The organism is Bacillus sp. FSL R5-0443, assembly GCF_038608285.1.
GTDB classification, from domain to species: Bacteria; Bacillota; Bacilli; order Bacillales; family Bacillaceae; genus Bacillus; species Bacillus velezensis.
The window spans coordinates 1302802-1321082 of record NZ_CP152013.1; the positions used below are offsets into that span (position 1 = coordinate 1302802).

17 protein-coding genes and 1 pseudogene are annotated in these 18281 nt (G+C 45.2%); 11 read left to right on the top strand and 7 right to left on the bottom strand.

Annotation, left to right across the window (positions count from 1 at the left end; translation table 11 throughout):
- Nucleotides 1–5: 5 nt before the first annotated feature.
- Both NYE28_RS06800 and NYE28_RS06805 read right to left on the bottom strand, forming a co-directional pair.
- Nucleotides 6–1841 carry a DNA ligase D gene (locus tag NYE28_RS06800; protein WP_337681395.1) on the bottom strand — a complete coding sequence of 612 codons (1836 nt, stop codon included), beginning with the start codon at nt 1839–1841 and terminating at the stop codon, nt 6–8.
- Nucleotides 1842–1843: 2 nt separating this feature from the next.
- Complete coding sequence (locus tag NYE28_RS06805) at nt 1844–2725, bottom strand: Ku protein (RefSeq protein WP_060561780.1); 882 nt, start codon at nt 2723–2725, stop codon at nt 1844–1846.
- Nucleotides 2726–3324: 599 nt separating this feature from the next.
- Here NYE28_RS06805 and NYE28_RS06810 point away from each other — a divergent pair.
- From NYE28_RS06810 to NYE28_RS06825, 4 genes and pseudogenes are all read left to right on the top strand, one after another.
- Nucleotides 3325–3894 carry a DedA family protein gene (locus NYE28_RS06810; protein WP_007407212.1) on the top strand — a complete coding sequence of 190 codons (570 nt, stop codon included), beginning with the start codon at nt 3325–3327 and terminating at the stop codon, nt 3892–3894.
- Nucleotides 3895–4024: 130 nt separating this feature from the next.
- Nucleotides 4025–4922: pseudogene (locus NYE28_RS06815) on the top strand (TerC family protein).
- A 276-nt stretch (nt 4923–5198) separates the two neighbouring features.
- Nucleotides 5199–5954, top strand: a complete 756-nt coding sequence (gene sigI / locus NYE28_RS06820; protein ID WP_003154719.1) for an RNA polymerase sigma factor SigI — start codon at nt 5199–5201, stop codon at nt 5952–5954.
- Nucleotides 5951–7120 carry an anti-sigma factor domain-containing protein gene (locus tag NYE28_RS06825; protein ID WP_007407209.1) on the top strand — a complete coding sequence of 390 codons (1170 nt, stop codon included), beginning with the start codon at nt 5951–5953 and terminating at the stop codon, nt 7118–7120. The genes sigI and NYE28_RS06825 overlap by 4 nt, the downstream gene beginning before the upstream one ends.
- Before the next feature lie 6 nt (nt 7121–7126).
- Here the strand turns inward: NYE28_RS06825 and NYE28_RS06830 are convergent, their stop codons facing one another.
- Together NYE28_RS06830 and NYE28_RS06835 are read right to left on the bottom strand one after the other, a co-directional pair.
- A complete protein-coding gene (locus tag NYE28_RS06830) occupies nt 7127–7321 on the bottom strand; it encodes an alpha/beta-type small acid-soluble spore protein (RefSeq protein WP_003154717.1) in 195 nt (64 codons plus the stop codon).
- A gap of 135 nt (nt 7322–7456) precedes the next feature.
- Nucleotides 7457–8158: a DUF1836 domain-containing protein gene (locus NYE28_RS06835; protein WP_007407208.1), complete on the bottom strand. Its 702-nt coding sequence runs from the start codon at nt 8156–8158 to the stop codon at nt 7457–7459.
- Between the two features lie 148 nt (nt 8159–8306).
- On the opposite strand from NYE28_RS06835, the gene htpX reads away from it, so the two are divergent.
- Nucleotides 8307–9200, top strand: a complete 894-nt coding sequence (htpX, locus tag NYE28_RS06840; protein ID WP_025284642.1) for a protease HtpX — start codon at nt 8307–8309, stop codon at nt 9198–9200.
- A 63-nt stretch (nt 9201–9263) separates the two neighbouring features.
- Here the strand turns inward: htpX and NYE28_RS06845 are convergent.
- Nucleotides 9264–10414, bottom strand: a protein-coding gene (locus NYE28_RS06845; RefSeq protein WP_160223007.1) for an IS3 family transposase whose coding sequence is annotated in 2 segments (ribosomal slippage) — nt 9264–10141 and nt 10141–10414 — 1152 coding nt in all. Because the reading frame shifts where the segments join, the coding sequence is not laid out codon by codon here.
- 233 nt (nt 10415–10647) lie between these two features.
- Here NYE28_RS06845 and NYE28_RS06850 point away from each other — a divergent pair.
- The 3 genes from NYE28_RS06850 (at nt 10648) to NYE28_RS06860 (ending at nt 12941) form a co-directional block, all read left to right on the top strand.
- Nucleotides 10648–12000, top strand: a complete 1353-nt coding sequence (locus NYE28_RS06850) for a TrkH family potassium uptake protein (RefSeq protein ID WP_060561776.1) — start codon at nt 10648–10650, stop codon at nt 11998–12000.
- Between the two features lie 94 nt (nt 12001–12094).
- Nucleotides 12095–12769, top strand: a complete 675-nt coding sequence (locus tag NYE28_RS06855; protein WP_041482012.1) for a YetF domain-containing protein — start codon at nt 12095–12097, stop codon at nt 12767–12769.
- A gap of 1 nt (nt 12770) precedes the next feature.
- Nucleotides 12771–12941 (top strand): hypothetical protein, encoded by a 171-nt coding sequence (locus NYE28_RS06860; RefSeq protein WP_007610936.1) that lies wholly within the window; start codon nt 12771–12773, stop codon nt 12939–12941.
- 41 nt (nt 12942–12982) lie between these two features.
- On the opposite strand, the gene NYE28_RS06865 is transcribed toward NYE28_RS06860, so the two are convergent.
- Nucleotides 12983–14005 carry an acyltransferase family protein gene (locus NYE28_RS06865; RefSeq protein WP_337681108.1) on the bottom strand — a complete coding sequence of 341 codons (1023 nt, stop codon included), beginning with the start codon at nt 14003–14005 and terminating at the stop codon, nt 12983–12985.
- A 255-nt stretch (nt 14006–14260) separates the two neighbouring features.
- Between NYE28_RS06865 and NYE28_RS06870 the strand changes: the two genes are divergently transcribed.
- The 3 genes from NYE28_RS06870 to NYE28_RS06880 all read left to right on the top strand — a co-directional run bounded on the left by NYE28_RS06870 (nt 14261) and on the right by NYE28_RS06880 (nt 17184).
- Nucleotides 14261–16480 carry a PAS domain-containing sensor histidine kinase gene (locus NYE28_RS06870; RefSeq protein ID WP_124693072.1) on the top strand — a complete coding sequence of 740 codons (2220 nt, stop codon included), beginning with the start codon at nt 14261–14263 and terminating at the stop codon, nt 16478–16480.
- Entirely contained in the window at nt 16477–16974 is a 498-nt protein-coding gene (locus tag NYE28_RS06875) for a methylated-DNA--[protein]-cysteine S-methyltransferase (protein ID WP_342490343.1), read from the top strand. The genes NYE28_RS06870 and NYE28_RS06875 overlap by 4 nt, the downstream gene beginning before the upstream one ends.
- A 90-nt stretch (nt 16975–17064) precedes the next feature.
- Nucleotides 17065–17184: a hypothetical protein gene (locus NYE28_RS06880; protein WP_007408472.1), complete on the top strand. Its 120-nt coding sequence runs from the start codon at nt 17065–17067 to the stop codon at nt 17182–17184.
- A 31-nt stretch (nt 17185–17215) separates the two neighbouring features.
- On the opposite strand, the gene mtnA is transcribed toward NYE28_RS06880, so the two are convergent.
- Nucleotides 17216–18277: an S-methyl-5-thioribose-1-phosphate isomerase gene (gene mtnA / locus NYE28_RS06885; RefSeq protein WP_052827356.1), complete on the bottom strand. Its 1062-nt coding sequence runs from the start codon at nt 18275–18277 to the stop codon at nt 17216–17218.
- Nucleotides 18278–18281 lie beyond the last annotated feature (4 nt).

An 18281-nucleotide genomic window follows, 5' to 3' on the forward strand; every position in this document is an offset into this window, starting at 1 on the left:
AAGCGTCAGCTCTTTCTCTTGATTTGCTCAAGCACGATTGAAAGCGGGCCGTCCTGCGGATTCCGGTAAAAATCATAAAACGGATCTCCCTCTGTCCTGACGCGGTTCACTACTGTATCGATCGTATAATCATCAGGTGTTAAAGAGGAGTTGACTTCGCTCCAATAAAGGGGAGCCGCAACCGTTCCCAATTCGTTGCCCCGGGTCGAATAGGGGGCGATAATGGTTTTCCCTTCGGCATGCTGCAAGTAATCTAGGTAGAGCCTGCCGTTTCGGTTTTTGATAAACCGCTCTGTCGTAAAAAGATCCGGCCGCGTCCTGACGCAATAATCGGCGATGAGCATTGTGAACGCACGGGTTTCTTCATAGGTGAATGCTTCCGGTGAAAGCGGGATGTAGAGCTGAATGCCTTTATTTCCGGAGAGCTTCGGGAATGACGTAATGCTGAATGAGTCAAACAGCTGTTTCAGCACATGCGCAGCCTCCACTGCCATAGGAAAATCATTCCTTGACGGAGGATCAAGATCAATGACAATCTCTGCGGGCCTTTCAGAATGCACTGTCTGAAACGGAACGTGAAATTCAAGCGCCAGCTGATTAGCCAGCCATAAAAGTGACGGTATGCTGCTGCATACGATGTGCTCATGGCTCCCGTCAAACACGCTTGAGACAAAGTCCGGCGTGTAGTCCGGTTTGTTTTTTTGAAAAAAAGATTCGCCAGGCGCGCCGTGCGGATAACGGATCACCGTGACGGCCCGATCTTTAAGAAAGGGCATCAGAAAATCGCTCATTTTTACCATATAACTAAGGAAATCTGCTTTCGTTTTTTCACGTTTTTTAAAAACAATCTTATCCAGGCTTGTGAACTGCAGCTTCGGCGGCAGCGTTTTAGAGCGGAGGATAAGCTGCTGATACGTGCATTCCGTCCAATCCATTTCAAACTGAAAAGACACAAAAGATACTTCACGCAGCGTGTCCTGCAATATGGTTAAATACTGCACGGTCATGCAGATAGAAGGCTCAAGTGTATACTCGCCGCTTTTTTGTTTTTTTCCGTGGGTCTCCATAATGGTTCTGACGGCGTTTTTTTCTTCCGCCCGCATGCCGTGGGAAACGGACGCGATCGGGACGGCGGTGCCGTCTTTTAAAACAGAGGCCGTTACATACCCGTTCTTCGGATTAAACCCGGTTAATAGCACATGTGCCGTTTTCATATGTTTATACTTTTGCCAGTCGGGAGACCGTTTATTTTCCGCCCAGCCGCTGGAAGCCCTTTTTGCTACGATACCTTCTCCGTCATGGCGGACGACCTTGTCCCAAAGCGCATCAAAGTCAGTGTGTTCCGGAATGTATTGAATCGCTTCTTCCGCTAAGTGATGAGGGCAGGCGGGAAGATTTGCTTCTTTAAGCAGTTTGGAAAGGGCACGCTTCCGTTTCACATACGGTAATGAGACGGTGCCGGCGCCTTCCAGAACGAGGAGATCAAATGCCAGAAAGCGGCACGGCCGTCTATCAGCGGTGCTTTCAATTGCTTCCGTCCGTTTTAAACGTCCGCGGATTTGAAGATGCTCAAAGTCCGCTCTGTACGGATTGATTAAATAGACAAGCTCTCCGTCAAGCGTAATGGGGAACCTGTCTTTCATGTGCTGAAAACACCGGGCCGCAAAAGCCGTGATTTCCGGAAATTGATTCGTCAGCGTCTGTCCGTTTCTGCTGGTTAATGTAACGCCGCTTTCGTCTATGCGGAGAAGACAGCGGAATCCGTCATACTTTACCTCATAGCGCCACTCACTGCCTTCAGGCGGTACAGAGGTCAAAATCGGCTGCATCGTCAGCACCATGATTAAGACGTTCCGGCTTTTTGTCTGGTCGTCTTCTGCTTTTTGCCTCCGCCGCCTGCTGACGCGGCGTCTTTTGTCCGCGCCGGTGCAGTCTGTTCTCGATCCGGCCGCTTCGTCCGGTCAATGCTTGCCTGAAGCGCGCTGACAAGATCGATGACATCTTCGCGCGGGCCGGCAGCAGCCGGTGTCACGCCCGCTTCTTCATGTTCGAGCTTATCGTTAATTTTAGCGAGAAGGGCTTTCCGGTACGTATCTTCGTATTGTTCCGGGTCAAACTCGGTTGTCAGCTCATTAATTAACGTAATCGCCGTCTGCAGCTCTTTTTCATTAACGGCTGTCTGCTCGGGAACGCCCGGCACATGTCCGGCATTTCTGACTTCATCCGGATAATGAATGGATTCCATCACGATGCAGTTGTCATACACGCGAAGAATCGCAAGCTGCTGTTTAGAGCGGATCGTAATGGAGGCAATCCCGATTTTACCCGTCGTCCTCAGCGCTTCCCGCAGAAGTGTATAGGCTTTTGTGCCGTTATCTCCCGGCCCGACATAATATGACCGGTTAAAATAAATCGGATCAATTTCCTGCAGCTGGACAAAGTCAACAATCTCAACCGCTTTTTCTTCATGTTCCTGTTTTACGTCTTTCAAGTCTTCGTCTGTCATAATGACGTATTTCCCTTTTACATACTCATAGCCTTTCACGATTTCATCAGGTTCCAGACTCTTTTCACATCCGGTGCAGATTTTTTCGTATTTAATCGGCGCATGGTCTTCTTTATGAAGACTGCGGAATTTTATATCTTTATCTTCAGTGGCCGCAAAGAGCTTGACCGGGATATTGACGAGGCCGAAACTGATCGAACCCTTCCACATCGTGTGCATGAATAAAAACTCCTTTTTGTCTTTATTGTGGATAAACGGGTCCGTTCCATGTGTAGCAACTTATGGATGTTGCGGCGCTTCATGGAGCGGCTGTTCCATTTCCTCAGGCGGAAATGGTCGGCTGAAAAGCAAATGAATTCTTTATTTACAATCAGTGAATCGGTAAGTTCTTTAAAGCGCTGAAGTCCCTGAAAATCATCAGTGGTAATCAAAAAGATTATACAAAATCATTCCCCGGGAAATGCCTACGCATTCCCATGTAGTGACTGAGAGAATTTCCCGCTCCCATATGAACTGAATTCGCGTTCAGCCGCCGCTTACTTTTCCGGAGATCTTAAGTGATGTAAACGCCGCCAGACAAGCAATCAGGAGACAGGCGGGACGTTGTATTGCGCATGTCATTCCCTCCCGCTATACCGATCTGAAACGACTCACATTTATAACGGGCATGTCTAAAAGATATTTCAGACTCAAGGTTTTGTGTTAAAATCATTCTTAAGTTTCGGAATATAGACGTAAGCCGGGAGTGATAGATCATCGAAGATTTCATCATATCAATAATTGAAGCGTTTAAAAGTTTATCTTACGCCGGAATTTTTTTGGCGCTCAGTATAGAATTCATCCCGGCGGAAATTGTTCTTCCGCTTGCGGGCTATTGGGTCTCAAAAGGGGATATGACGCTTGCCGGGACCGTGTTTGCCGGTTCGCTCGGCGGTGTTTCAGGTCCGCTTGTCTTATATGGAATCGGCAGGCTGGGCGGTCGGCCGTTTTTGCTGAAATATGGAAAGTATATATGGATAAAACCCGAATCCCTGCAGAAATCAGATGATTTCTTTCAGAAGCACGGAGGTTTGGTCGCGTTCAGCGGCCGTTTTATACCGGGGGTCAGGACGCTGATTTCTTTACCGTGCGGCATTGCGAAGATGAATGTCTGGGTGTTCTCTCTATATACATATGCAGCGATGCTGCCGATTACATTTGCTTACGTATACCTCGGAATGAAACTCGGGGAAAATTGGAAAAGCGTCGGTTCCATTCTCGATCAATATATGCTGCCGCTCGGTATATTCATTGTGTTGCTTCTCATTCTTTGGATGTTTTTAAAGAGAAGAAAACAGCGGGCCAAAACAGAAAAAATTTCTCAATTTGTTAAAAAAGTTAAGCGTTGACAAATGATGAAACAGGCTTTATCATGAGCGTATAAACAAATATTTCTTGAAATCCCAAAGGGGAGTAGCGTCCGGATATTCCGGAAACAAAGTCGTCAATTCATGGATCATATCCATCGGCTTTGTTGGCATGCCAATCATTCATGTCTAGCAAGACCTTTGCCTTATATCGGCAAAGGTCTTTTTTGCGTAAAAAACCGCCGGTATAAGCTCGGATGATAGAAAAAAGAAACGGAGGGAATGGATTGGACTTTGCATTATTATTGGAGTATGGATGGGTTCTTCTCGTTTTAATCGGGCTGGAAGGGATTTTGGCGGCGGATAACGCGCTGGTGATGGCTGTGATGGTGAAGCATCTTCCTGAAAAACAAAGGAAGAAGGCTTTATTTTACGGATTGGCGGGCGCATTTATTTTGCGTTTCGGGTCGCTGTTCGCCATTTCTTTTCTGGTGAATGTTTGGCAGGTCCAGGCCGTCGGCGCTTTATATCTGTTTTACATTGCGGTCAGCCATTTGCTGAAGCGGTATGTATTTAAAGATAACGCCGGTCAAAAAATGCAGAAAGAAAGCGGGTTTTGGCAGACTGTCTTGAAAGTGGAGCTCGCGGACATCGCTTTTGCCGTTGATTCCATTTTAGCGGCGGTCGCGCTTGCCGTAACGCTCCCGGGAACTCAGCTTCCTGCCATCGGCGGCTTGGACGGCGGTCAGTTTCTCGTTATTTTAGCCGGCGGCGTAATCGGTTTAATTATTATGCGTTTTGCGGCATCAATGTTCGTATCCTTACTAAAAACCAGGCCGGGCCTTGAAACGGCGGCATTTGTGATTGTCGGATGGGTAGGCGTGAAGCTCGCTCTTTATACATTGGCCCATGAGGAACTCGGTATAATTCCGGCAGATGTCATCCATTCGGCGGCCTGGAAAATCATTTTCTGGGCGGTTCTGGCTGCCATTGCGGTTTGCGGATGGTTTATGTCAGGAGCAAAACAAATAGAGTCTGGCGCGGAATCGGAAAAAAGAGAACACGCGTAAAATGATCAAAAAGGGAGTCTGGCTTTTTAAAAAGCAGGTTCCCTTTTTTGTTTGAAACGCTTACATTTAAGACATATGATAACAATTTTATAACAGCATTGTTACAAAAAACACAGAGAAAACCCCCTTAATTCTGCATGGGGGCACGAAATCATGTATAGTACGTCTTATTGGCTTGTCATAATTGAGACAAATGAAATCGATTTCTCTTTTTCTTCCTTTGCGAATCCCTACTAAATTAGCTATGATTATGAGTAGTTATAGGGAGGAACTGAGGTGAAACCAGTGCTTAGCCTTTTGTTTAAATTGGGAAAAAAGAAGCAAACGCTTGAAACATCTGTTGAAAAAATACAAAAAGGCGACAAAGATCTGCAGAACGATTTAATACAGCAATATAAGCCTTTTATCGCGAAGACGGTTTCATCCGTTTGTAAACGATATATAGATGAAAAAGACGACGAATTCAGCATCGGGCTGATCGCGTTTAACGAAGCCATTGAAAAATATTCGGCTGAAAAAGGTAATTCGCTGCTTGCATTTGCAGAGCTGATTATAAAAAGAAAAGTGATAGATTATATCAGAAAAGAAGCAAGAACCGCTCAGCATATCAATATGGATGTGCAGGAAGGCGACGACCAGGAATCTTCGCAGAGCCTTATCGAAGCGGAGCTTTCCATTGATGAATACCGCAAACAGATAGAACAGGAACAGCGCCGGGAAGAAATTCTTTTTTTTCAGAAGCAGCTGAAAGAATACGGCCTGTCTTTTAAAGAGCTGCTGGAACAATCGCCGAAGCATACAGATGCGAGGCAGAATGCGATTAAGGTAGCCTACACGCTTGTTGAAAATGAAGAGCTGGCGTCCATTTTGCACCAGAAAAAACAGCTTCCTGTCAAGCAGCTGGAGCAGCTCGTGTCGGTCAGCAGAAAAACGATCGAACGGAACCGAAAATATATCATCGCCATGAGTATTATTATTACCGGTGATTATATTTATTTAAAAGATTATCTTAAAGGGGTGTTGCACTCATGAGAAGAGGGATCATAGTAGAGAAAAATAAAAAATTCGTCACGTTGCTAACCCCTGACGGACAATTTTTAAAAACAAAAAATGATCACCGCACTTGTGAAATCGGAGAGGAAATTACGTTCGAAGGCGAAACGCGTATGGGAAGAAGGGCCAGCTTTTTTGATTTTCTGAAACTGCGCCCTTTTAAATTGGGAGTGTTTACGATGACTGCTATTATTTTGTTTATTTTAATTTTGCTCCCGGTTTTTTCTGATAACAAAGCTTACGCGTATATGACGCTTGACATTAATCCCAGCATTGAAATGGCTTTAAACAGCAAATATGAAGTCATTGAACTGACACCGCTGAACCATGACGCCAAACAGGTCATCAGTGACATCGGAGATTGGAAAAGCAGCGATTTTAAGGAAGTCATCAGTAATATTATTACCGATTGCAGCAAGCATGGATATGTAAAGGAATCAAAAGAGATTTTAATTTCCACGGTTTATGAAAATACAGATGACAATACATATAAAAAAGGCGTTAAAAAACAGCTGGCCGACATGACTGAAAAATATAAGGGCACCTACCAGGTCCAATCGCTTGAATCTGATATGGAAACAAGAGAAAAAGCAAAACAGGAAGGGATGTCAACAGGCAGCTACATAAGAAGAAACGAAAAGAAAACAGAAGAAAAACAGCCTGAAAAGCAAACCGACGGCAATGAAACAGATCAAAAAGATACCGAAACAGACGCTGATCAAAGCGAGCAGCCGGACACAGAAAAGCCGGCGGCTGATGAAAAGACAGCTCCTGATGAAGAAAAGGCAGCAGAGAAGCCGGGAAACAATGAAACAACGCCCGGTACGGAAGAAGCGAAGCCGGACAGTCAGGACGGCAATCAGCAAACCGAAAAAAATGCAGCTTCCGGATCAGAGGAAAACACACAGAAGGAACAAGATGGGGAAACAGAGCAGCCCCCAACACAAAATCCTCAGGAAAACGGAAATGACAAAGAGCCTAAGCAAAAGTATTACAATCATTACTGGAATCATGATCGCAATGAACATTGGGAATCCTATCGGCATCATGAAGATTCGTCAGACCGAAGGAATCCGAACGGCTACCGGCACGGAAAGGAGAATGCCGATAAATATCAAAATTCGCCGAGAAGTCCCGGCGAATAAGCTGCATTATTGATTTTTCCCGTTTAATTGTGATTGAGCCTGCTGTACAAGACGTTTTGTCATTTCCCCGCCTACAGAGCCGTTTGCGCGTGCTGCTGTATCAGAGCTAAGGTTCACGCCGAATTCTTGAGCCACTTCGTATTTAAATTGGTCAAGTGCCTGCTCAGCCCCTGGAACTAAGAGTTTATTTCTGCTCGCCATCTTTTTCATCTCCTTTTCTCTGGCAAGATGTGTTTTCGCGTTTTAGTTTCAAACGGAACGGTATTGATTATGCTGGCAATTGTTGTACAGCAAAAAAACCCCGGCGCAGACACCGGGGCGAAGAAGCGTTATGAATTATAATAAATGGCTGGTCATTTTGTAGGCTGAGGCTTGAATATGGAAAGTCAAAACGGAGAGCACCGTGACGGCGATTATGGATCTGATATTGTTCCATTGTCCGCTTCCGAGTTCTTTAAAGCAGCCTTTGAGCTTGTCCGTCTGCTCTTCGACGAGCTCCTGCAGGCTCGTTTCCTTCATCGGCGGGTTTGCCTTATGATGAAGATAATCAATCACTTGGGCGCAGCTTTCATAGTAGCTGATCGGGCTGATGACGTCGTCTGATCTGTCTGTGATCGTGTTAAAAGCGATTTTTAATATGCCGCGTATATGTTCGAAGTCATAAATTGATTTTAAATCACGTACAATGAGAAGGATGACAGCTTGTTCAATTGTATATTTTTTGCCGAGTAAGGGGTGGCCGATTAAATCTTTAATATCGCGCTTCACCCAGTTTTGGACGGCGGTTGATTTTAAAGACGTCAGCTCGCACAGATTTCCCAGCTCGACAATCTCGTTAGTTGAAAGCCCGTATTCCTTTTTCTCTTTTTTTCGTTCGAATCTCGTCAGAAATTCAGGGATATGCAGACGGCTTTCCGCCTCATCCAAGGTCATATCCGCTGACTGCAATAAGATTTGGAGAGGGGTTGCGTCTCCTTGGCCTTTTAGCGCGTAAAGAAGCCGGACCATATCAGTTCGGGTCAGTTTAAACGTGTTCATGGTTCACCTCTGATTGATTACGTGTTCACTTTTTAATATCACTGAGAATTACATTAACATCATACGTCGAAATTGTTGCATTTTCAAACAGATCATTTATAATTTAAGTAAATAAGTTCTTTTGATCTTAAAAAAGACGGAGGTAATTATGGCGAAAAGAATATTTCTGTTTATTTTAACGAACCTTTTGGTCATTACGACAATCGGAATTGTGCTTACGATTATTACAAGCGTTACCGGTGTCGGCTCGTATATACAAAATGGCCGCATTGATCTGATGGCATTGCTCGTGTTCAGTCTTGTCGTCGGTTTTGTCGGTTCTTTTATTTCTCTCGGAATGTCCAGATGGATGGCCAAAACGATGATGGGCGTCCGGGTGTTAAATCCGAAGAAACAGTCGCTCAGCTATGAAGAACAGCAATTGGTTGACCGTGTGCACAGATTGGCCCGTGCCGCAGGGATGACGAAAATGCCTGAAGTCGGCATTTATCATTCCCCGGAGGTCAATGCTTTTGCGACCGGACCTTCTAAGCGCCGTTCGCTTGTCGCGGTTTCTTCAGGTTTATTGCAGCAGATGGATGATGCTGCGGTGGAAGGGGTTCTTGCCCATGAAGTCGCACACATCACAAACGGTGATATGGTCACGATGACGCTGCTGCAGGGAATCGTCAATACGTTCGTCGTATTCCTTTCCCGAATCGCGGCTTGGGTTGCAAGCCGCTTTGTCAAAGAAGACCTCGCGCCGGTCGTTCATTTTATCGCGATGATCGTGTTTCAGATTATCTTTTCCATTCTCGGCAGTCTTGTCGTCTTCGCCTACTCGCGCCACAGAGAGTTTCACGCTGACCGCGGCGGTGCAGACCTTGCCGGCAAGGATAAAATGATTCACGCCCTGCGTACGCTGAAGTCTTATACAGGACATGTGAATGAAGAGGACCAGACGGCGGTGCAGACGTTAAAAATTAACGGCAAAAAGCATTCGTCACTGTTCTCCACACACCCTGATCTCGATGAGCGCATCCGCAGGCTGGAAGCAAAATAATCAACAAAACCTCTGACAATCGTGGGACTGACCCCCGTTTTTGAGACAGGGATCAAAACACCTTTAAGCAGCCAGCTGTCGGTATGTTACCGGCGGCTGGTTGTTTAGTTTCGTTTGAATACGAATGTTGTTATAATAGTGTATATAGGTTTCGACAGTTTGTTCTACGATGGTCGTCGTAGTGCTTTCCAACCTGTCGAGGTAGAACGTTTCAGACTTTAGTGAGGAATGAAACGATTCGATGGAGGCATTATCAGCGGGCGTCCCTTTGCGGGACATGCTCATGGTAATGCCTTTTGTTTTAACAGCTTTCTGATACTCATAAGATGTATAAACAGAACCTTGGTCACTATGTAACACACAGTTCTCTGGCAGTGCGGGCAGCTGATCAAGTGTGTGTAAGACAAAGTCTGTGTCCTGTCTATCGCCAATCGTAAAAGCAATCACTTCTCCATTGTATAAATCCAATATACTGGAAAGATACAATTGTTTCTGCCCATAAGGCAAATATGTGATATCCGTTACTAGCTTTTCCAGAGGGCGATCAGACTGAAAGTTCCGATCCAATATATTCTCGGCCACGGCATATGGCTGCCCATCCTTCTTGCGCTTTTTCACCTTAACCCGACACTGCCATTGATTCTTCTGCATAATACGTTGAACCGTTTTATGGTTAATACACATTCTCTTTTTTAGTATGGCTGTGATTTTTCGATATCCATATCGATACTTGTGCTCTCGGCACAACGTGCCGATTTGTTTTTCCAAATGGCGCTTGGGATGATCCTTCATCAGATTATTCTTCCAACGATAATAAGACGCTCGAGAGATACCTAAATGAATACAGATATCCTTTATGGTCATTGTGCTGCGCAATGCTTCTACAAGCTCGACTGGCGTTTCGCTATCAGCTTCCTTTCCAATTCGTTGTACTTTTTTAACACTTCATTCTGTTGTCTCAGATAACGATTTTCTGCCTGCAGTTTCTCTAATTCGGAAGAATACTCTGGACCTTTTCCATAAGAATATTGCTTTCCGACAGGTTGTTCGAATCGATGTGTGTCCCCAGCTTTATACCACCTGACCCATGTCTGCACCTGCGTCTTATTCTTTATATTCAATTCCTGCATGATCTCCTTCACAGGCACGCCCGCCAATCTCATTTCTACAGCCTTCTGTTTGACTTCAACCGGATAACTCACTCTTGCCCTCATAGAAAAACACCTCCAAGTCTAATTTCGGATAACAACGATCCGTTTTCAAACTTGAAGGTGTTTTTTGTTTGTCTCATATTATGGGGTCAGTCCCTCGTTTCAGAGGTTTTTTGTTTAAAGATCGGCAAATTACATAAGGTAATGAAAAATCTTTCTAAAAAGACCTTTAAAAATTCTCCCAATATCATTAGAATAATTACGTACTACATTTGAGAGGCAGAAGGAACTATCTTATGAAATTAAAACTGAAGAAATTCATACAGATCTTGTCGCCAGCACAGCTGATTGCATTATATTATTTTCTTGCTGTGACGGTGGCATTTATTTTGCTAAGTCTGCCGGCCGCCCACAAACAAGGGGCCAGCTGGTCGTTTATAGACGCGCTGTTTACGGCTGTCAGCTCAGTCAGTGTCACCGGTTTAACGGTCGTCAACACGGCTGACACATTCAGCACGGCCGGGATTGTCATTTTGGCTTTCGTGCTTCAATTCGGCGGAATCGGCATCATGACGCTCGGAACATTCGTCTGGCTCATTATGGGCAAACGGATCGGTCTGCGGGAACGGAAGCTCATCATGGTGGATCAGAATCAATCGCAGTTTTCCGGTATCGTCAACCTGATGAAGCAAGTGCTGTTTTTGATTTTATTAATCGAGTTTTTAGGCGGCATCATCTTAGGAACATATTTTTTAACGTATTATGATTCGTTTGAACAGGCGTACTTGCACGGATTCTTTGCGAGCGTCAGCGCCACGACAAACGGCGGTTTTGATATTACGGGAAATTCACTCGTCCCGTTCAGACATGACTATTTCGTGCAGTTTATTACGATGCTTCTGATTATTTTCGGTGCGATCGGTTTTCCGGTGCTCGTAGAAGTAAAGGACTTTTTGTTTTCAAAACAGCGCAGATACTCATTCACGCTGTTTACGAAAATTACGACCGTTACGTTCGGAATGCTCGTTTTGTTCGGAGCCGTGGGCATTTACGCGCTTGAAGCAAGCCATGTCATGAAGGGGAAAAGCTGGCATGATGTTTTATTTTTATGTCTCTTTCAATCAACCGCTACGCGAAGCGGCGGGCTTGCGACAATTGATATCAGCCAGCTGTCGGCGCCGACATTATTTTTCATCTGTGCCCTCATGTTTATCGGCGCATCACCGAGCTCGGTCGGCGGCGGAATCCGTACGACGACATTTGCGCTTAACCTACTTGCCCTGTTTCATTTTGCCCGGGGGAATAAAGCGGTCAAGGTCTTTAAACGCGAGCTTCACCAGGCTGATGTCATGAAGTCGCTGGTCGTTACGATGATGGCGATTCTGCTCGTGTTCGGATCGACGCTGATTCTGGCCGTGACCGAGAAAAATCAGACGCTGCTCGGACTGCTTTTTGAAGTGTGTTCCGCATTCGGAACGACCGGCCTGTCGCTTGGGATTACTCCGCATTTAAGCGACATCGGAAAATGCGTCATCATGATTGTCATGTTTATCGGCCGGATCGGCATTTTGACGTTCCTCTATCTGATCGGCCGAAAAGAAATCGAAGCAAATTATCACTATCCGAAGGAAAGAATAATTATCGGCTGACACCGCTTTTCAGAAAGCGGTGTTTTTTATTGCCGTAAAATGGATGTGTGGAAACAGTTTCTTTGGAGATTCTACTTGTAAAGAGGTGACGTCATTGTTTGCCGTATTTTGGAAGTCGGTAGTTATGATAGCGGTCGGTACCTTTTTATTGCGGATTGCCGGACGGAAATCAATCAGCCAGCTGTCGGTGACCCAGACAGTCATCATGATTTCGATCGGCTCGATTATTATTCAGCCGTTTATTGAACATAATTTATGGGAAACTATTTTCGCGGCGGCAATTTTTATTGCGGTATTAATCCTGATGGAATATTTAGAAATCAAATCAAGCTTTTTTGAGTTTTTATTTTCAGGAAAAACCGTCGCCGTTGTCAGAAACGGAAAAGTCATCCCGGAAAACCTAAAAAAAATGCGTTTTACCGAAGCTCAGCTGTCAATGAGGATCAGGCAGGAAGGCCTCGGAGACATTCAAGATTTTAAATATGTGCTGCTTGAGCCGAACGGACAGATCGGCTATGAACTCATTGATGAGGCCAAAAACGTGACAGTGCGCGACTTGAAAAAAATGCTTGATGAATTCAAAACAGATTTGCTGACAGAAGGAGGAAATCAAATGAAACGCAAAGCAGCAAAGAATGAAGCTTTGACCAACAACAACACACCGACTGAGAGCATGGACAAAGATGCATACAAAACACAATATGACGGTGATCCCGGACTGAGAGGCGCAAACCGCAAATCAAAACACGGCAAACAAGGAGGCGAGTAACATGACGAAAAAAAACCGCCACAGCAAAGACATGCAAAACCATAAAAAGCCGATGGACCCTAAATTGCTTGAAGAAGAGTTTGCAAGCGAGCTCGGTGATTATAACGCCGGAAAATGGATTGAAACGCTTGAACAGACGAAGCCAAAGAAAAAAGAAGACGGCAAACAATAAAAAATACCTCTTAGGCGGCAACGCTTAAGAGGTATTTTGCATTATTTCGAATAAGCACCGTTTCTTGTTCCTTTCACCGCTTCAAGCCAGCCGGTTATCCGCAGCTCAATGAACGGCTGTGCGGCCGTTTTCACTGCATTGCTGGAGAGAATGGACGTAAGAGCGGCCGTTAAAATTAAGAGCATGACTAAATTCTGATAATCAGACAAGTGATCTTCAAGCCCGATCTGCCGCAGCGTTTTTATAATGAATCCATGCAGCAGATACACGTAAAACGTTCTCGTACCCCATTTCGTAAAGAAATAACGCCTTTGCGGAACGAGCGCCAAAAAGCTGAAAGTGGCGGCAAAGGCCAAAACATACCAGCCGATGCGCGACAGACCGCTCAACAGCGACACTGTGCCGAATGTAGAATAAGGCTCCGATCCGAACAGCCACGAGTAATCAAAATCAATACACCAGCATAAGAGGAAAACAATCCCCAGTACGCCCGCGGCAATCTGCCTGCCTCTTTTAGCCCGAAGCAAATCAAAGTGCCGTTTCTTTAAATAAAACCCGACGAGAAACATCGGTAGAAAAACAAACGTCCGTGAAAGACTCAGCGTGCTGCTGATAAAATCAAGATACCCGATCATGACGGCAAGCCCGCAGCTCGCCCCAAGCGCCCACATTTTCGGCAGCTTCGTAAAGGGGTAAAGCAGCAGATTCCAAAAGAATAAGCTGACTAAAAACCAGAGAGACCACTGCGGATCAATCGGATTGACGCTTGCCATGCTTTCATCCTGAATCAAATAGTAAAAAACTGAGTAAATGCCCTGAAAAATCAAGTACGGAATAATCAGCTTCACAGCCAGCTTCTTCACATAACCTTTCCGCTTAAAGTTTTTTGCGAAATAGCCGGAAACCAGGATAAAGGCCGGCATATGAAAAGTATAAATGAATTTGTAGAGATGGAGCATAAACTCATTTCCGTTAATAAATGACCGGAGGATATGGCCGAACACCACCAGAAAAATCAAGATAAACTTGGCGTTGTCAAAGTAACTGTCTCGCGATTTTGTCATAGCATCACCTTCTCTTCAAAAATCATCCACTGCATGATTATTTCCTGTTGGTGTTCATTTTAAAATAAAAAACAAAAAATTGAAGGAGGACAAAAGGGATTGTTAGGATGATGTAATGGGGAGGTAAGGATCGTAGAAAAAGACTTTAACTTGTCATATCATTGAAATTTTCTGAAATGTATAGGGCGAATGAAGGAAGATGAGGTATTTTGTAGAAATATTGAAGGATAGGTTTTTGAAGAAGGAGTGTACTGAATGGCTGAAACTCTGGATTTGCAAACAAACGAGTCGCTGAAAGAGCAGCTGAAGCGGATGAAAGAGGAAAATGACCGCCTGAAGAGTGATTTGAACCGGTATCACGTGATTATGAATAACACGCTTGATGCCATTTTTATATGCCGTAAGGAAATGAAAATCGTCCAGGCGAACGAGGCTGCGGCCCGGATGATGCAGATTGAGGCAGAGAGCCTCATTAACCGCTCAGTCCTGGATTTTTTATATTCCGTGCCTCAGGAAGAACTGAATAAGGCCGTGAAAAAGTTTTTTAAAAAAGGCCATCTGTGGAAAGAGGTGCCGATTAAGCTTGACAGCGGCGCGACGAAATACATTGAATTCCTCGCCAGAGACGGAATTGGGGAGGATTATTTTTTTGTGGTGATGAGGGATATCTCCTCTAAAAAAATATTAGAGCGCGAATTCTCCATGAACGAGCAGCTGTTTAAAGATTTGTTTGACAGGGCTGTCGACGGCATCGTGCTGTTTGATAAGGACGGCGGGTTTATTGATGCGAACCTCTCTTTTTGCAAAAGCTTTGAGATCGGCCAGAATGAATTGTCCCATCTGTCGCTCCGCCATTTTACCGACGGAGAAAACAAAAAGCATCTGAAAGAAATCTGGGAAACCCTCCGCAGAAAAGGAAACGCCAAAGGAGAACTGCCCGTCAAGCTTCGGTCGGGTGAAGAGAAGCTGTTTGAATTTACGATTACGTCCAACTTAATCAGCGGGTTCTACATGTCCATTATGAGGGACATAACAGAGAAACGGTTGATGGAATTGAAACTTTTCAAAAGCGAAGAGCGATTCCGCGAAATTTTTGAAAACGCAATGGACGCGATTGTCATTTGGTCTGATGACGGAAAGATTGCCAAAGCAAACGAATCGGCGTGCCGCATTTTCGAACTGCCGATGGATAAACTGGTGGAGACGAATTTATGTACGTTTATCGTTGATCCGCAGAAAAAATACAAACAGATTAAGAAAAAATATGAAAAATACGGGGAAATCCGTGAAGAAATGCTGTTTCAGATGGCAAACGGCCAATTTAAAGAGTTGGAATTCACATCAAAACGAACCATACTTGAAGGTCAGCATTTAACCATTTTAAGAAATGTCAGCGATCGTAAGCGGATGGAAAAGGAATTGCGGGAAAGCGAGCTGAAATTCAGAAAAGTATTCAACGGCTCAATGGACGGCAAGGTCTTATTTGACAACCAATTCCGCATTATTGACGCGAATCCTCTCGCAAGCCGTATACTCGGCATGCCGGATGAGGAGCTGAGAGCGTACACCGTTCCGGATATTCTTTCTTTATTTGATATTGAAAACGCGGGTGTTCCCGCCAGAAAGATTGATTTAGAAGGAATGGATAATGAAATCCCCTTCCTGTTAAGCAGCAGCGACAGCCGCAAACTGGAATTCTCCTTCAAAAGAAATATCATTCAAAATATGAATCTGGCCATCTTTAAAGATGTCACAGAGGCCAAAGAGCTTGAAGAGAGGCTGCGGAAATCCGACACTCTTCATGTTGTAGGGGAGCTGGCGGCGGGCATCGCCCACGAAATCAGAAACCCGATGACGGCGCTGAAAGGGTTCATTCAGCTTCTTCAAGGAAGCATTGAAGGCGAATATTCTCTGTACTTTAACGTCATTACCTCAGAATTAAAACGCATCGAGTCTATCATCACTGAATTTTTAATTTTAGCGAAACCCCAGGCGATATTATATGAAGAAAAAGACGTGACGCAGATTATGAAAGACACGGCTGATCTTTTGAATGCCCAGGCCAATCTTGTCAATGTGCAGATCCATCTGAACCTGACCGGAAACATCCCGCCGATTTACTGTGAACCGAATCAATTAAAACAGGTGTTTATCAATATTTTAAAAAACGCCATTGAAGTCATGCCGGGCGGCGGCAATATCTACGTGACCATTCAGTCTTCTGATCAAGACCACATTTTGATTTCTATTCAAGATGAAGGAACAGGCATTTCCGAAGACAAATTAAAACGTCTGGGTGAACCATTTTACACGACAAAAGACAGGGGAACGGGCCTCGGTCTCATGGTCAGCTATAAAATCATCGAAGAGCATCAGGGACGCATTCATGTGGAAAGTGAAGAAGGGAAGGGCACCGTTTTTCATTTGACGCTTCCAATCCGGCAGAATACCGAAGAAAGAAGGAGCGGCGAATGATCTGTTTTACAAGTATGAAAGTACCGTTTGGAACCGTCATCGTAACAGAGGAAGAGAGCTTTATTACCGGCCTGTTTCTCACCGGGGAAGATTTTGAGGAATGGCGGAAAGATGCGCCCGGCGTAAAGCCGTGCGAAACCGCTTTGCTGTCGGAGGCGAAACAGCAGCTGACATCATATTTTTCAGGAGAAAGAAGGCAATTCTCTCTGCCTCTGAGACAAAAAGGCACACCCTTTCAGGAAAGAGTATGGAACGCGCTGACGATGATTCCTTACGGGGAATCCCGAAGCTACGGCGATATGGCTGAAGCGATCGGAAAACCGAAAGCGGTGCGCGCCATCGGACAAGCCAATAAACGAAACCGGCTGCCGATTTTGATCCCGTGCCATCGGGTAATCGGCAAAAACAGCGCCTTAACGGGATACGCTGGCACGAAGACGGATGTAAAAGCGGTGCTGCTGAACATCGAACAAATATCCTATAAAGAAAAATAAAGCGTATGGCACGTTCCGTTTTTTCGCGTCCGACATATCATTTTATTAAGTGAAAAAAGTTGGTCTGATGAAAAAGGAGGACGAAGCCTGATGAAAATGAGCCGTCCGCAAAAGATAGCCGGTTATGCAGAGCTGTTTTTTAAAATGCATCTCATTACAGCCGTCCAAAAAGATGAAGTGATTACATTGTGCAGACAAAAAAACCGCTGACATTGCCTGAGGCAATATCATCAGCGGTTTTTCAGCTTAGCTGGCAGTCAGCGAATAATTGTTCAATTTCTTCCGTGTAAGAGCCGGTCACAATTCCTTTCTCGGTTATAATGCCGGAAATCAGGCTGCCCGGTGTGATGTCAAAGGCCGGATTGAAGACCGGCACATCCTCGGGAGCGGTGCGTATGCCGGAGATCTGTCTGACTTCATCCGGATCTCTTTCTTCAATCGGAATCTGATCGCCGTTTTCAATCTGCAAGTCAAATGTCGAAAGCGGTGCGGCAACAAAAAACGGAATTTGAAAGGCGTTTGCCAAAATAGCGAGACCGTACGTTCCGATTTTGTTGGCCGTATCACCGTTTTTTGCAATTCTGTCAGCGCCGACAATGACTGCAGAAATATGTTTTTCCTTCATTGTATGGGCGGCCATGCTGTCCGTAATGAGCGTGACATCAATTCCGCCCTGCATCAGCTCCCACGCCGTCAGCCGTGATCCTTGGAGAACGGGTCTTGTTTCACATGCGTAGATATGAAGGCCGAGATCTTTTTGTTTCGCTAAGTAAAAGGGGGCAAGCGCCGTACCGTATCGGCTTGTGGCAATCGAGCCCGCATTGCAGATGGTCATGATCTGGTCGCCTTTTTTAAAAAGGTGCAGCGCATTCTGGCCGATCATTCGGCATGTTTCTTCATCCTCAATCTGAATTTGAATGGCTTCATGAACGAGCGTTGTCTTCGCTTCATTGATTGAGATCGCATCCCTGATGGAATCCGTCAGTCTGTCAAGCGCCCACGCGAGGTTGACGGCAGTGGGCCTCGAACTGTTTAAATACGTTTTGACATCTGCAAACTGACGTCGGAAATCTGAAAGGTCGCGGGCTTCAAACGACTTGGCGGAGAGCGCGAGTCCGAACGCCGCGGTTATACCGATGGCCGGGGCGCCCCTTACTTTCAGCGTGACAATCGCGTCGAATACATCTTCCTTTGTTTCAAGTTCCGCATATTCAGTGACGTCGGGAAGCTTTTGCTGATTTAAAATACGGATGTAGGTTTCTTTCCATTCTACAGAACGGGGGATGGCAAATTCATTGGTCATGCTG

What these genes read in the sequence shown, in the direction of transcription:
- NYE28_RS06800 (WP_337681395.1), bottom strand. Translation starts at nt 1,841, where the DNA reads ATGGTGCTGACGATGCAGCCGATTTTGACCTCTGTACCGCCTGAAGGC.
- NYE28_RS06870 (WP_124693072.1), top strand. Translation starts at nt 14,261, where the DNA reads ATGGCTGAAACTCTGGATTTGCAAACAAACGAGTCGCTGAAAGAGCAG.
- NYE28_RS06825 (WP_007407209.1), top strand. Translation starts at nt 5,951, where the DNA reads ATGAGAAGAGGGATCATAGTAGAGAAAAATAAAAAATTCGTCACGTTG.
- NYE28_RS06850 (WP_060561776.1), top strand. Translation starts at nt 10,648, where the DNA reads ATGAAATTAAAACTGAAGAAATTCATACAGATCTTGTCGCCAGCACAG.
- NYE28_RS06880 (WP_007408472.1), top strand. Translation starts at nt 17,065, where the DNA reads ATGAAAATGAGCCGTCCGCAAAAGATAGCCGGTTATGCAGAGCTGTTT.
- NYE28_RS06835 (WP_007407208.1), bottom strand. Translation starts at nt 8,158, where the DNA reads ATGAACACGTTTAAACTGACCCGAACTGATATGGTCCGGCTTCTTTAC.
- mtnA (WP_052827356.1), bottom strand. Translation starts at nt 18,277, where the DNA reads ATGACCAATGAATTTGCCATCCCCCGTTCTGTAGAATGGAAAGAAACC.
- NYE28_RS06875 (WP_342490343.1), top strand. Translation starts at nt 16,477, where the DNA reads ATGATCTGTTTTACAAGTATGAAAGTACCGTTTGGAACCGTCATCGTA.
- htpX (WP_025284642.1), top strand. Translation starts at nt 8,307, where the DNA reads ATGGCGAAAAGAATATTTCTGTTTATTTTAACGAACCTTTTGGTCATT.
- NYE28_RS06865 (WP_337681108.1), bottom strand. Translation starts at nt 14,005, where the DNA reads ATGACAAAATCGCGAGACAGTTACTTTGACAACGCCAAGTTTATCTTG.
- NYE28_RS06805 (WP_060561780.1), bottom strand. Translation starts at nt 2,725, where the DNA reads ATGCACACGATGTGGAAGGGTTCGATCAGTTTCGGCCTCGTCAATATC.
- NYE28_RS06860 (WP_007610936.1), top strand. Translation starts at nt 12,771, where the DNA reads ATGACGAAAAAAAACCGCCACAGCAAAGACATGCAAAACCATAAAAAG.
- NYE28_RS06830 (WP_003154717.1), bottom strand. Translation starts at nt 7,321, where the DNA reads ATGGCGAGCAGAAATAAACTCTTAGTTCCAGGGGCTGAGCAGGCACTT.